The sequence below is a fragment of the Mycetohabitans rhizoxinica HKI 454 genome (assembly GCF_000198775.1).
Lineage (GTDB): Bacteria > Pseudomonadota > Gammaproteobacteria > Burkholderiales > Burkholderiaceae > Mycetohabitans > Mycetohabitans rhizoxinica.
The window spans coordinates 196,613-209,594 of sequence record NC_014718.1; the positions used below are offsets into that span (position 1 = coordinate 196,613).

Below are 12,982 nucleotides of genomic sequence, written 5' to 3' on the forward strand. Positions count from 1 at the left end.
CGGCTGGCGGTCCGAAGCGTGTGCATCCGGCACTCGGCCGGCGGTGCTGCATGGGTCAAAACTGTCTCAAGCCATCGTTTGCATGTGAGCATGCCGAAACTCGTAAACGTTTGCAAGAGTTCGTTTTTTACGACAGCTCGACGCCAATGGCATGGTCGTTGCTTTTAGCAGTCTGAATCGGACAGCGATCGTTGCTTCGCCGTCAGATAAATGAAATAAGTTGAAAGAATAATGAAATGTTAGCGTAAGTCGTTGCCCGCAGCAATGGGTCGATGTGGTTCAGTGCGACGTGGGTAGACGTCAATATCTTATGGACTGCTATGTTTTGTGTCACCGATCGAAATAGTGACCTGCTCCAGTCACCGCGCGCGGGGCAACGGGGCGTCCTGGCCAACGCCACGTGCCTGTTGGATGAGGGCGCCGCGGGCTTGACCGTCGCAGTGCTGGTCCAGGACGTGGGGCTTCATGCGCGTGTGAGGGCTGTGCTGCAGGAATATGGGATCGCCTGCCGACAATTTGGCGACGACATCTCGCTGGTCCGTGCGGTATCTCGTCATGCATTTAGTGCGGTGCTGCTCGATGCGACGGCAGGCGTCGATCCATTGCAACCCATCTTGGCGCGCCGGCTTTGCTATCGCGCGCTGCTGATGCCGGTGATCCTGATTGGCGTGGCAGGCGACGTGGCGAACAGCACGGCGTTGTTCGAGTCGGGTGCCGACGACGTCGTGTTGGCGCCGGTCAACGCGCGCGATTTAATGATCCGGCTGCAACTCGCGATACTGCGTCATCGCCGCGACGCGCGCGCGCGCGACGCTCGGGAGCCTGTATTGCAGCGTGGCGAGTACCGGTTGGATCGGGGTGCATGCACCGTATTGCTGCGGGACAGACAGGTGCGGCTTACGCCGCGCGAATTCGAAGTCGCGTGGATACTGTTCTCGAACGAAGGCGAATATGTTAGCCGTGCACATATCGCGCGCACGGTATGGGCCGGTTCCGACAAACGCGTCGATGGCGCGCTGGACCAGCACATTTACAAGCTGCGCAAGAAGCTCGCGCTCAACGGCGAGAACGGATGGGCGATTCAGCCGCTCTACGGGCATGGGTACCGCGTTATCGCACTGAATGCGACGGGGCCGCGGCAGGCGGCGTGAGCGGCACCACGTCGGTTCGGCAGCGGTGGATCAGTCCTCGATCCGCAGCCCGACTTTTAGGCTGACCTGCCAGTGAATGACCTTGCCGCTCTCGATATGGCCGCGCGTGTCGGTGACCTCAAACCAATGCAGGTTGCGCAAGGTCCGTGACGCCTTCTCAATTGCGTTTTCGATGGCGTGCTGGATGGATTGCGTCGACGATCCAGTCAATTCGATCTGTTTATACACGTGGTCGCTCATGGCTTTCTCCCGGCAAGGTGGACAACGCTGGCGGCGCGTTGTCGCGTTCAGTCTTGTATGTTCGTAGCACGGCGTATGCCAGCCGCCACCTGCACCGCGTGGGTGATATGGCGGTGCGCCGATAAGGCATGGCAGGGTACGACAAAGTACGGCCAGGCACGGCAGGATACGATAAGGCATGGCAGGGTACGATGCGGCACGACAAGGCACGGCATGGTAGCGAGGGCAATCCGCATGTCGCTCGAACAGCCTGACGTCTGCGCACGGTGAGGTCGCTAGCGTTGCGCCGATGTGTCGACGGCGGGCGAGCCCATGGCCTGGAACAACGATGCGGTATTTGCCAGCCTCGCGGCGCGCGCACGTACCGCATGGATTCGCGTCGACTGCGTCTGCTGTTCGCTGGCACGTACCGCTGATATCGGTAATGCACCCGACTCATAGCGTTGTCTTGCCACTTGCGTGGCTTGTTCGGCCGCCTGCTGCGCGGCAAGCGCGGCTGCCTGCGTGCGGGCATCCTGCTCCAGGGCGACAAGCGTATCAGCCACGTCGCGGAATGCGTTCAGCACGGTTTGCCGGTACTGGTCGAGCGCCGCATCATAGGCGTGGAGTGCGGCCCTGCGCTGCGCGCGCAGGGCACTGCCATGGAATAGCGGCTGAGTTAGACCCGCGCCGAGGTTCCACAGACGGCCGGCGGCACGGGTCGCCAACGGCCAGCTCAAGCCGCCCTGGCCCCATGATGCCGACAAGGTCAGGCTCGGAAACATCTGTGCGGTTGCGACACCGACCTCGGCCGCTGCCGCCTGCACCGCCGCGTCGGCGGCGAGCACGTCCGGGCGCTCGTGCAGCAGCGTCGATGGCAGTGATACGGGCACGGTGTCCGGCAATGTGAGGCGGTCCAGCGGGAGGTCCTCAGGCGCTGCATCCGGCGTGCGGCCCATCAACACAGCCAGGGCATGCCGTGCCGCTAGCCATTGCGCGCGCAGTGGCGGCACCGCGGCTGCGGCCGCCTGCGCGCTTTGACGCGCATTGAGCGCATCGACCTGCGAGGCGGCGCCCAGTGCGACGCGCTTGTCCGTGTCGTCAGCTTCGGCCGCCGCCAATGCGGCGATGCGCGCTTGGGCATCCCATTGTTCGTGCAGCGACGCCGCGGCTAGCGCGGCGCTGACGATGTTGGCAGCGAGCGTGCGACGCGCGGCGTCGAACTGGTACGACTGGACATCGACCCGCCGAGACACTGCCTGGTTGGCCAGCCGCGCTGCGCCGAACAGGTCGATCGTGTAGTTCGCGCGAATTTGTCCGACAAAGGTGTTGTAGCGCAATGTCGGCGGCCCCTGGATGGGCATGCCCAGCGCCCGTTGGCGCTGCACCTGCCCCCCAGCATCGATTGACGGCAGCATGGATTCGCCGATCTGCGCATGCAGCTGTTCACGCGCGGCGGCGAGGGTTTTTTCTGCCGCCGCCAGCGTGGCGTTGTTGCGCAGCCCTTCATCGACCCACGCGTTGAGGGCGTCGGACTGGTACAGCATCCACCAGCGCGGCACTGCACGCGCGCCGAGCGCGAAGCGCTGCGCTACGCCTGCCGCTGTTACGCTCTGCGCCGCACCGGGCTGTGCGGCATAGTGGGGCGGCGCAGGCGGCGCGGGCCGTTCGCTCGGCGCGAAAGCGCACCCGCCGAGCAGCGTGGCGCATGCCGCGGCGACGCATGCTGTCGTGGCGAGCGCCGCTCGCCTGTTGACGACGCGGCACGGATGGATCCTGCAGGTGGGTGATGCGCGTAAGCCAGGCCACCGCCTCGACATGAAGAACAAGCTCGGCACGGGCTCCGGCGTTGACATGGGTGACAACAACACTCTTGGAAAACGGCGCATCATCGTGCCTCCTGCGGCGGCGGCTGGGTTTCGTCGTTACGCACACGGAACCACGTAGCGTACAGCGCGGGCAGGTAGAACAGCGTCAATATGGTGGCGCTGGTGATACCGCCCATCAGCGCAGTCGCCATCGGGCCGAAGAAATTGCTGCGCAGTAGCGGGATCAGTGCCAGCACCGCAGCGGCGGCAGTCAGTGTGATGGGCCTGAAACGGCGTACCGTCGCGCCGACGATGGCGGCAAGGCGGCCATGTCCGGCCGCGATATCCTGCTCGATTTGATCGACCAGGATCACGGAGTTACGCATGATGATGCCGAACATCGCGATCACGCCGAGCAATGCGACGAAGCCAAACGGCTGGCCGAACGCGAGCAGTGCGGCAACTACGCCGATTAGCCCGAGCGGTGCGGTCAACACCACCATCATCACGCGAGAGAAGCTTTGCAACTGGATCATCAGCAAGGTCAGCACGGCGATGATCATCAGCGGCAGTTGCGCATTGATCGATGCTTGCGCCTTCGCGTTTTCCTCTACCGAACCGCCGACCTCGATGCGATAGCCTATCGGCAGTTTCGCACGCAGCCCCGCCAATGCCTTGTCGATCGACTTTGTGACGTCGATGCCCTGGGCGCCGCCGCGCACATCGGACTGCACCGTGATCGTTGGTTGCCGATCGCGCTCCCAGATCACCGCGTATTCGAGCCCATACGACAGTTGCCCGAGCGTGCCGAGCGGCACAGGCCCGGACGGCGTGGGCATCGCCAGCGACGCGAGCGCCGACGGGTCAACACGCTCGTTGTGGGGCGCGCGCAAGTCTACCCCGATCAGCTTGTCACGCTCGCGGTATTGCGTGACCGTGTAGCCGGACAGCGACATCTGCAGGAAGCTGGCAATATCCTGCGACGATACGCCCAACTCGCGAGCCTTGGCCTGATCGACCACCCAATGCACCGAGCGCTGTCCCGGCTCGTCCCAGTCGAATTGGACGTTGCGCGTGCGAGCGTCGTCCTGCATCACTGAGGCGACTTGTGTGGCGATTGAGCGTACCGTCGCGATGTCGTCGCCGCTGACGCGGAATTGCACCGGATAGCCGATCGGTGGGCCATTCTCCAGTCGGGACAGCCGTGTGCGAACGCCACTGAAGTCGGTCGTGAGTTTGTCGTCAAGAAAGCGCGCGAGCGTGTCACGGTCCTTCACGGACTTTGCGGTGACGACGAACTGCGCGAAGTTGGGCAGTTGCAGTTGCTGGTCTAGCGGCAGGTAGAAGCGCGGCGCGCCGCTGCCCACGAAGCTGACCGCATGATCGATCTCCGGCCGCCCTTTGAGCAGCGCCTCAATGCGCTGCGTTTCCCGCAACGTCGCGTCGAACGATGCGCTTTCGGTCAGCCGCACGTCGATCAACAGCTCTGGCCGCTCCGAACTCGGGAAGAACTGCTGCGCGACTAGCCCGAAGCCGCCGAGCGCGACCACGAAAAGCACGAACGTCACAACCAGCACGGCAAAGCGGCGCTTGACGCACCAGGTGATCCATACGCGCAGGCGTGCATAAAAGGGCGTGTCGTAGATATCATGCTCGTGTTCTTGTTCTTGTTCTTGTTCGTGCCCATTCCGTTGCTTGTGTCCGTATACTGGCTTCTGTTCGCGTTCGTCTGCGTGCCTCCGCGCTTCGGGAACAGCAGGCCGCTTGCGCTCGGGCAGCAGGTGATAGCCGAGCAGCGGGATCACGATCACCGCGGCGAGCCACGATAACAGCAGCGCGATCGCTGAAACCTCAAAGATCGACCGGGTGTATTCGCCGGTGGCCGACTTGGCCAACGCGATCGGCAGAAAACCGGATACGGTTACCAGCGTGCCGGTGAGCATGGGAAACGCGGTGCTGGTGTACGCGAATGCAGCCGCTTTCGCGCGGCTCCAGCCTTGTTCGAGCTTGACTGCCATCATCTCAACCGCAATGATCGCATCATCGACCAGTAGGCCGAGGGCGAGCACCAGCGTGCCCAGCGACACCTTATGTAGCCCGATATTGAACACGCCCATCACCAGCGCGGTCACGGCCAGCACGATCGGGATCGAGATGACCACGACCATCCCGGTGCGCAGCCCGAGCGATACGAGGCTGACCACCAGCACGATGCCGACCGCCTCGGCGACGGCCTCCATAAAGTCGTCCACCGAATGCGACACGGCGTGCGGCATGCTGGAGACCTCGGTCAGCGCCAGCCCGGCAGGCAACTGCGTGCGCAACTGCTGGACGCGCGCGTCCAGCGCCTTGCCGAGCTTGATCACGTCGCCGTCTGGTTGCATCGTCACGCCGATGCCGAGCACTGGGCGGCCGTTGAAGCGCATCTGCGTGACCGGCGGATCATCGTAGCCGCGGCGGATCGTGGCGATGTCCCCCAGCCGGAATGAATGGTTGTTGATGCGCACCAGCGTATCGGCGAGCGCGTCGACATGATTGTATTGGCCACTCGGCCGCACAAACACGCGGTCATCGGCGGTGGTCAGCACGCCGGCCGCAGCGACGGCGTTTTGCGTGTCGATCGCATGGGCGAGTTGTTGGGGGCTGATGCCGAGCCGGGACAACTGTGCGTTCGAAATTTCGATATAGATGTGCTGGTTTGGATCGCCGAAATAATCGACTTTTGCGACGCCGGGCACGCGCAGCAACTCGCCGCGCAACTGGTCTGCGTAGTCGTGCAACTGCGCGGCGGAAAATCCGTCGCCCTCCAGCGCATAGATGTTCGTGTAGACGTCGCCGAACTCGTCGTTGAAAAAGGGTCCCTGCACGCCGGGCGGCAAGGTAGGGGCGATGTCGCTGATCTTCTTGCGGACCTGGTACCACGTGTCTGGCACGGTCGAGGCTGGGGCTGAATCCTTGATCGTGAAGAACAGCAGCGACTCACCAGGGCGCGAGTAGCTGCGCAGGAAGTCGATCTTTGGGGTTTCTTGCAGCTTGCGGGCGAGCCGGTCGGTGATGTGTTGCTGGACTTGCTGGGCATCGGCGCCGGGCCACCGTGTCTGGATCACCATCACTTTGAAGGTGAAGGGCGGATCTTCCGATTGCGACAGATTCCGGTACGACAGGATGCCCGCAAGCGTGACTAGCACCAACACGAAGACCACCAATGCCTGGTGTCGCAGTGTCCAGGCGGACAAATTGAAGCGGCCTTCGTCATGCGAATGACCAGGCGGTTTGTATGGAGCGCCGGTCATAGTGCGAAATCCTCCGGATGCAGCGGCGCAACGGGCTTGACCTGCTCACCCGCGCTGACCGTGTGCACGCCGCGTAGCACGACGCGCTCGCCGTCGGTCAGTCCGGCGCTGACCACCACGCTGCGCTCCGTGTAGTGCGACACCGTGACCGGGCGCAGTTCCAGCGTGCCCACATCTTGTTTGTGCGCATCGCGCGGCTGGCCGGCGTCGCGCGACGCGGCATTGGCACGAATCACCCATACCGCGGGGCGTTCGTTTTGATGAAACAGTGCGGTGGCGGGCAGGACGATGTCATGGTTGAGCGCCGCACGCGTGGCGTCCGGCTGAAAGGCCACGCGGGCAGTCATGCCCAGGCGCACCGTGTCGGCGCCGCCGTGGGGCAACTCGAGCGTGAGCTTGGCGCGATAGGTCCGGCTGGCCGGATCGGCGCACGGCGCCAACTCGCGCAGCGTCGCGGTGAACGCCTGGCCAGGCAACGCGGCAAGCGTGACGCTGGCCTTCGCGCCGAGACCGATGAAAGCCAGGGTGCGCTCCGGCAGGTCGCAGATCACGTCCCGCGCGCCAGACCACGCGAGTTGGTAGACTGCTTGTCCGGCCGACAGGTTCTGTCCAGTGTCGGCTAGTTCCTGCGTAATTACCCCCTCGTGGTCAGCGACGAGCGTGGTATAGCCGAGCTGATCCTTCGCCAGCGCGGCTTGCTGAGCGGCGACATCGCGCTGCGCGAGGGCCGCGGCATGGTTGTCCTCGGTTTGCTCCAGTTGCAGCTTGCTAATCAGGTTTGACTGCGCTTGCGCGCGGTCGCGCTCGAGCTGCTGCCGGGCGAACAGCAGCCGGTGTTCGGCCGCGCGCAACTGTGCGGCGGCGCTCGCGGCGTTCTTGCGCGCATCGGCGGGATCGAGTTGCGCGACGATCTGACCGGCGTGCACGGCGTCGCCCAGATGGACCCGGCGCTCGATCAGTTTGCCGCCGACGCGAAACGACAGCGGCGTCGAGAATCGTGCGGCCACCTCGCCGGGAACGGTTGTCGCGGCCATGGCGCCGGCTGTGGCGCTGTGCACGGTAGCCGCCACGACCGGTCGAGCGGGCGCGGCCGGTGCAGCACGGTCGCGGCACGCGTTAAGCAGCACGAGCGCGCTCAGCACGCTGGCGATGGCGGTGCCGCACGGCGCCAGGCGCGGGCGACGACGTGAGGCGGAAGGCAAGACAAGAGCTTTCACGGCAACTCCGGCGAGGGGCGACGGACGCAATGAGCCGATGCGTCGCCCGGACACGCCTGTGATGCGCGTGGCGCCGCATCTGCCCGCTAAATACTGGGTCGCATTTTAATGCACCGTCGTATCCGAATGCAAAGACGTATTTACGTGGCCGATGGTGATACCATACGTCCATGTCGATGTTTCGTGCCCGCCCCCGCCCCCGTACCCGGCTCACGCGAGAGCAAAGCCGAGAGCAGACGCGTCAGCGTCTGATGGATGCTGCGCAGACGCTTTTTATAAAGAAAGGATTCGACGCGTCCAGCGTCGAGGACGTCGCCGCGGCAGCCGGCTACACGCGTGGGGCGTTCTATTCGAACTTCAAGGACAAGGCGGAGTTGCTGCTGGCGGTGCTGGAGCGCAATCACGGCGATATTCAGCAAAAGTTGCAGCGCATTTTCGATCTGCAGAGTAGCGCGCAGGACATCGAGGCGCGGATCTTGACGTACTATAGTACGCTGTACCGCGAGAACAAGTGTTTCCTGGTGTGGATGCAGGCGCGGTTGCTGGCCACGCGTGACGCGAAGTTTCGCGCGCGACTCAATGCGCTGTCGCAGCAGACCCGCTCGGACATCGCGCACTTCATCGATGCACTCTGCGCGCGCCGGCGCATCAGGTCGGTCGTGTCGGCCGCGCAACTCGCGCTTGGCCTGGTGGCGCTGTGCGACGGCATCCAGTTCTTCCACGCGTCGGATCCGCACGTGACCGACGAAATGACAGAGAAGGTGCTGGCGGCGTTCTTCAGCGCGGCGGTGTTCGGTCATCGGGCGGCAGGGCCCCGCTGAGTGCGTCGCCGCGCGCATACACGCTAGGCGGATAGGCCGGGGCCCGCGGCACTGCCGATCCAGCGCGCGACCGACTGCGGATCCGGGTAGTCACGCTCGGGCAGCGCCTGCAGCGCGAGCAATACGTCGTTGCTGGCACCCGCCGAGCAGGCAGCAGCCACCAGCGTATCCCGCGTGGCCGGGTAGCGCACGTTGCGCAGCGTCTGGCTGATTTGTTGGTCGATTGGGTCGGTGGTGCTCATTCGTTAGGTCTCCAGATGAAACAACAGGGGGGTAGGCGCATTGGCGATACCGTGCCGCTCATGTTCGGATCTTGACATGCCGCGCGAGCTTGGCGGCAGCGTTGGGCACACCGCTGTCGCACGGCACGATGGCGACGAGCGGCGTGCTGACAATGGCCGCGGCCAGTGCCGCCATCGGATGTGACACGGTCAGATTCATGGCGTCGGTCCTCCACTGAAGCGCAATGGCGATGCTTACGCAACCTGCGTGCCCGTGTTCCTCGAGGGCACGCGCCGCGCTGCGCGCCGGCATGCGGTCAACGGACCGCGTCGAACAGCGTCCACGGCTGGGACGCGCGATCGCGCATGTAACCGTTGAGCCAATTCCACTGTGGATGGCGGCGCATAAACGCTTGTGCGTCGAACGGCCGGCCGCATGGGTGACCCCAGCGGGCCCACAATTCGAGCCGCACCGCCATGTCGCTGTCGACCACCTTGCCGTCGTTGGCCCCCCACGGATTGAACGGACCCTGAGTGGCGCCGCCAAAGCGTGCGTCGTCCAGTTCCAGATGGCCGCAGAGGGTGCGCGAACTCGGATGATCATCGCGGTCGAGGTACACATCGTAATGGTCGGCGATGATTTCTTTGGCCAGTTCAACATCGATCCGGCCGTGGTGCTTTTCCATCAGTTGCATCCAGCGCAGTCGGCGCGCACCATTGCGCCGCACGTCGTTGTAGTCGTCCCCCTCGCTGACGCATTCCTGGTTGCGAATCTTCAGGTCATTGGCCGTGTTGAAGCCGCTGTAAAAGCCATCCTTGGTGACCTCGAACCCGGAATAATGCAGCCCGAGTTCATAGCGCGCGATTTCGCCGGTTTTGGTGTCGCCAAGCAGCCAACTGTTCGCGTAGCCGCCGTTGTTGTCGGTCGCGAAGCGCTCGCACCACGAGCCGATGCTATCCGCGTACTGAGTCGCCTTGCGCGAGCGGTAGAATTCCGGCGAGCCGGAGGTGTTGTAGCCGACAAAATTGGAGATCGTCGTCTCGGTCACCATTAGGCCCGCCGACGTGATCCAGAAGTCCGTCAGGCTGGAGATGCAGCCGGGCAGCCCCTGCATTAGGATCCGGTTGCCCTGCTCGGGCACGATATCGAAGATCACGTTGAACGCATCGCCAACCGCATAGCGGTCCCACGAGTTGTGCGCCATCACGATGCGACCATCGCGCGTGGCGCTGCCGGTTGCAATGAACGCACTGCAGTGATGGCCGAGGCGCCCGCGCCATGGCTTGCCGGCAAGCTGTGGCCGTGTTTGGCTGACATGCGTGGGCCACCAGCTTTGCAGCAGGTCCATGTAGCCGTTCCAGGCGAGCACCAGTTCGTAGGGCATCTGCGCGCCATCGGCAATGCCGCGCATCTCGGCGGTGAACTCGTCATCGACACGGTCGGTGAACTGATCGATTGCAGCGTTCACAAAGGTGTCGAACTCCTCGCCAGTGTCCCACTTGGCCAGGTATTGCGCGGTGCGGATCGCGCTGCTGATCTCGCGGGCGAGTAATTGGCCGTGCTGCAGGCCGCGCTCGTACGGCGCGCCCTCGATATGCACGAAGATCCAGCCGGCCTGGTCGCGCCGCAGTGTAGGAATCGATTGTTCGGACATGTCGCACCCTCCGAATCCATTGTAGTGAATCCGTTGCGCTTTGCCATCGCGGCGGCGCGCCGCACGTGGCGTGGCTCAGTCGCTGGCATTCATCTGGAAGTATGCCTGCAGCAGCGCGGTTTTGTAGACTACGCCTAGCAATTTAGGCGCCTGCGTCGATGCGACGACAGGTAGCCGCTCGCCTTGGAAAGCGAGAAAGTGCTGCAACGCGGCGGCAAGCGGCATGTCCGGTGTCAGCGCGGCGAAATCTCGGCGCAGGTAGTCGCGCGCGCGGCGCTCGCGCGGACCGTGCTTGTCGAGCAGGTCGGAGGTGATGTCCTTTAACGCGACCACGCCCTGGAACCAGCCGGCGGCGTCGACGATATAGATGTACTTGACCGGATACTCGAGAAAGACACGCGTCATGTCCGCCACGCTCGCGTCCAGGCCAAGGACAGTGTCGGCCGGGCGCACCAGTTCGCGCATCTGCGTGGCCTTCAGGCGCAGCCGTTCACGACGTTCGCGGTTGCGCCGCAGCGTGACCTCGTACATGGAGGTCTCGGCCAGGGCCCGCGCGATGAAATAGGCGATCACGCTGGCTAGCATCAACGGCAGCACGACCTGGTAGCTGAGCGTCATCTCGAAGATCATCAGGATCGCCATCAATGGCGCATGGGTCGCTGCCGCGAGGAAAGCGCCCATCCCGACGATCGCATACGCGAGTGGCGCCGACGTGGCGAGCGGCAAGTGCGCATGGGCCGCGAGTCCGTAAATCGCACCGAGCGCCGCGCCGACGAACAGCGTTGGCGTGAAAATACCGCCGACCGCGCCTGAGCCGGCTGTCGCGCAGGTCGCCGCCACCTTGAGCACCAGCACTGCAACGAGCGCTTGCCAGGTCCACGGCTGGTGCAGGATGGCGTTCACCACGCTATAGCCATTGCCCCACACTTGCGGTGCCTGGATCGACAAGGCACCCACTAACGCGCCGCCCAGCGCGAGCCGCCAGGGCAGGGGCGCTATCCATCGGCCGAACAGCCTGCGCGATGCGCTCAGCAAAAGCAGGAACGCCGGCGCGAGCATCCCGCACAGGATGCCGAGCCCGACGAACCACAGCACTTCGAGGCCGGAGATGGCCGGAAAGGGCGGCATCTCGTAGGGCGCTTGGTAGCCGGACAATGCACGCATCGTGACATTGGCGACCACGGATGACACGATGATCGGCCCGAAGCTCTCCATCGCGATCGAGCCCAGCACGATTTCGGTGACGAACAGCGCGCCGGCGATCGGGGCGCTGTACGCGGACGTGATGCCGGCCGCGGCGCCGCACGCTACCAGCAAGCGCAGACGTTCGGGGTCGACATGCACGAGGCGGCCGAGCAGCGACGCGCTGAGCGCGGCAAGCTGCACCATCGAGCCCTCGCGGCCGATCGAGCCACCGGAGACGATCGTGACTAGCGACGAGCCGCTGCGCCACAGGCTTTGTCGCACGGGTACCACCCCTTCGCCGATGGTCATCGCTTCCATATAGTCGGCATGGCCCTTGCCATCGTCGTTGCGCCGGGCCGCCAGCAGTAGCATGCCGGCCACGGCGCCTCCAGCGCTGGGCAGCGCGAGCCGCGCGTACCACGGCAAGTCGCGCGCGATCTGCACCAATCCGCTCGCATTGGGGTCGATGAGCGATTCCAGCCAGTCGATGCCGAGGCGGAACACGAGGGTCGCGGCTGCGCCGACCAAGCCGGCGAGGGTAGCCCACAGCAGCATCGTATGCTTGTCGGACAGCTTGAACAGGCGTTGCGCACGGGTGCGCAGCCTGAGCAAGAAGGCCAGTACGGCGCGGTGACGATGGGTCAACGCGTGTCCAATTCCGCGTAGTGCCGGAACACGCACGACTCGTTGTGCGGGACGCGGCGAGGCGACGCCAGGTACGCGGCGATGCGCGGCCGCGTGCGCACCGCTTCATGTAGCGCCGTGAGCTTCGGATACTGTGTCGCGAAGCGAGCGGTGGCACGCGGAAACGCGTAGTGCAGTCCATCGATGAGTTGGAACATCGACAGGTCTGCGTAGCTCAATGTCGCGCCAACCAAGTGCGTGCATCCCGCGGGATTCTGCTCGAGCACACGCTCGAAATAATGCATGAACTTCGGTATTCGGTTGGCGATGAAATCGGCGGCGCGCTGCCGGGCGGCGTCGCGCTGCTGCTCGAAATACAGCGCGCTGGCGATCGGGTGGTGCGTGTCGTGTGCCTCGGTCACCATGTCGGCAATCGTCAGCTGTAGCCCGTGGACCCAGTGGCGTAGCGCTTCATCGGCGGGCGCCAGGCCGAGCCGGGGCCCTAGGTACAACAGGATGTTAGCGGTCTGCGCGACGAGCGTCGTGCCGTCGCGCAGGAAGGGGGGAGCGAATGGGAGGTAGGGCTCGGTTTGGCTTTGCAGGATCGACATCATCGCGCCGATGCCGTGCTCCGTGCCCTGCGGATTGGCGTCCTCGCGGCGACCGGACGGCGGCAGGCGCGCGACGTCGAGATAATCCGCACCCGCCTCTTCGAGCGCTAGGCGGACGAATTCACCGCGGCCCTGCAAGCCCGGCCAGTAGTACAGTTCGTAGCTCATAATCACAGT

General features: G+C 64.4%; 11 protein-coding genes. 2 read left to right on the top strand and 9 right to left on the bottom strand.

Annotated elements, in window-relative coordinates:
* Positions 1 to 320: 320 nt before the first annotated feature.
* Positions 321 to 1,151, top strand: a complete 831-nt coding sequence (locus tag RBRH_RS12870; protein WP_157864520.1) for a response regulator transcription factor — start codon at positions 321 to 323, stop codon at positions 1,149 to 1,151.
* Positions 1,152 to 1,181: 30 nt separating this feature from the next.
* Here the strand turns inward: RBRH_RS12870 and RBRH_RS12875 are convergent, their stop codons facing one another.
* From RBRH_RS12875 to RBRH_RS12890, 4 genes are all read right to left on the bottom strand, one after another.
* Positions 1,182 to 1,391, bottom strand: coding sequence for a dodecin (locus RBRH_RS12875; RefSeq protein WP_041754685.1), 210 nt, complete (start codon positions 1,389 to 1,391; stop codon positions 1,182 to 1,184).
* 275 nt (positions 1,392 to 1,666) lie between these two features.
* Positions 1,667 to 3,262: an efflux transporter outer membrane subunit gene (locus RBRH_RS12880; RefSeq protein ID WP_013428471.1), complete on the bottom strand. Its 1,596-nt coding sequence runs from the start codon at positions 3,260 to 3,262 to the stop codon at positions 1,667 to 1,669.
* Positions 3,259 to 6,471 (bottom strand): efflux RND transporter permease subunit, encoded by a 3,213-nt coding sequence (locus RBRH_RS12885; RefSeq protein WP_013428472.1) that lies wholly within the window; start codon positions 6,469 to 6,471, stop codon positions 3,259 to 3,261. The genes RBRH_RS12880 and RBRH_RS12885 overlap by 4 nt, the downstream gene beginning before the upstream one ends.
* Positions 6,468 to 7,688, bottom strand: a complete 1,221-nt coding sequence (locus RBRH_RS12890) for an efflux RND transporter periplasmic adaptor subunit (protein ID WP_370645104.1) — start codon at positions 7,686 to 7,688, stop codon at positions 6,468 to 6,470. Before RBRH_RS12890 ends, RBRH_RS12885 begins: the two co-directional genes overlap by 4 nt.
* 170 nt (positions 7,689 to 7,858) lie before the next feature.
* Between RBRH_RS12890 and RBRH_RS12895 the strand changes: the two genes are divergently transcribed.
* A complete protein-coding gene (locus RBRH_RS12895; RefSeq protein ID WP_013428474.1) occupies positions 7,859 to 8,509 on the top strand; it encodes a TetR/AcrR family transcriptional regulator in 651 nt (216 codons plus the stop codon).
* Between the two features lie 23 nt (positions 8,510 to 8,532).
* Here the strand turns inward: RBRH_RS12895 and RBRH_RS12900 are convergent, their stop codons facing one another.
* The 5 genes from RBRH_RS12900 to RBRH_RS12920 all read right to left on the bottom strand — a co-directional run bounded on the left by RBRH_RS12900 (position 8,533) and on the right by RBRH_RS12920 (position 12,973).
* Positions 8,533 to 8,751 (bottom strand): DUF2795 domain-containing protein, encoded by a 219-nt coding sequence (locus tag RBRH_RS12900; protein WP_013428475.1) that lies wholly within the window; start codon positions 8,749 to 8,751, stop codon positions 8,533 to 8,535.
* A gap of 58 nt (positions 8,752 to 8,809) precedes the next feature.
* Positions 8,810 to 8,950 carry a hypothetical protein gene (locus RBRH_RS19225; protein ID WP_157864521.1) on the bottom strand — a complete coding sequence of 47 codons (141 nt, stop codon included), beginning with the start codon at positions 8,948 to 8,950 and terminating at the stop codon, positions 8,810 to 8,812.
* Positions 8,951 to 9,047: 97 nt separating this feature from the next.
* Entirely contained in the window at positions 9,048 to 10,385 is a 1,338-nt protein-coding gene (locus RBRH_RS12910; protein WP_013428477.1) for a C45 family autoproteolytic acyltransferase/hydolase, read from the bottom strand.
* 75 nt (positions 10,386 to 10,460) lie between these two features.
* Complete coding sequence (locus tag RBRH_RS12915; protein ID WP_041754690.1) at positions 10,461 to 12,215, bottom strand: ClcB-like voltage-gated chloride channel protein; 1,755 nt, start codon at positions 12,213 to 12,215, stop codon at positions 10,461 to 10,463.
* Positions 12,212 to 12,973, bottom strand: coding sequence for a glutathione S-transferase (locus RBRH_RS12920; RefSeq protein WP_041754692.1), 762 nt, complete (start codon positions 12,971 to 12,973; stop codon positions 12,212 to 12,214). Before RBRH_RS12920 ends, RBRH_RS12915 begins: the two co-directional genes overlap by 4 nt.
* Positions 12,974 to 12,982 lie beyond the last annotated feature (9 nt).

What these genes read in the sequence shown, in the direction of transcription:
- RBRH_RS12870 (WP_157864520.1), top strand. Translation starts at nt 321, where the DNA reads ATGTTTTGTGTCACCGATCGAAATAGTGACCTGCTCCAGTCACCGCGC.
- RBRH_RS12875 (WP_041754685.1), bottom strand. Translation starts at nt 1,391, where the DNA reads ATGAGCGACCACGTGTATAAACAGATCGAATTGACTGGATCGTCGACG.
- RBRH_RS12880 (WP_013428471.1), bottom strand. Translation starts at nt 3,262, where the DNA reads ATGATGCGCCGTTTTCCAAGAGTGTTGTTGTCACCCATGTCAACGCCG.
- RBRH_RS12885 (WP_013428472.1), bottom strand. Translation starts at nt 6,471, where the DNA reads ATGACCGGCGCTCCATACAAACCGCCTGGTCATTCGCATGACGAAGGC.
- RBRH_RS12895 (WP_013428474.1), top strand. Translation starts at nt 7,859, where the DNA reads ATGTCGATGTTTCGTGCCCGCCCCCGCCCCCGTACCCGGCTCACGCGA.
- RBRH_RS12900 (WP_013428475.1), bottom strand. Translation starts at nt 8,751, where the DNA reads ATGAGCACCACCGACCCAATCGACCAACAAATCAGCCAGACGCTGCGC.
- RBRH_RS19225 (WP_157864521.1), bottom strand. Translation starts at nt 8,950, where the DNA reads ATGAATCTGACCGTGTCACATCCGATGGCGGCACTGGCCGCGGCCATT.
- RBRH_RS12910 (WP_013428477.1), bottom strand. Translation starts at nt 10,385, where the DNA reads ATGTCCGAACAATCGATTCCTACACTGCGGCGCGACCAGGCCGGCTGG.
- RBRH_RS12920 (WP_041754692.1), bottom strand. Translation starts at nt 12,973, where the DNA reads ATGAGCTACGAACTGTACTACTGGCCGGGCTTGCAGGGCCGCGGTGAA.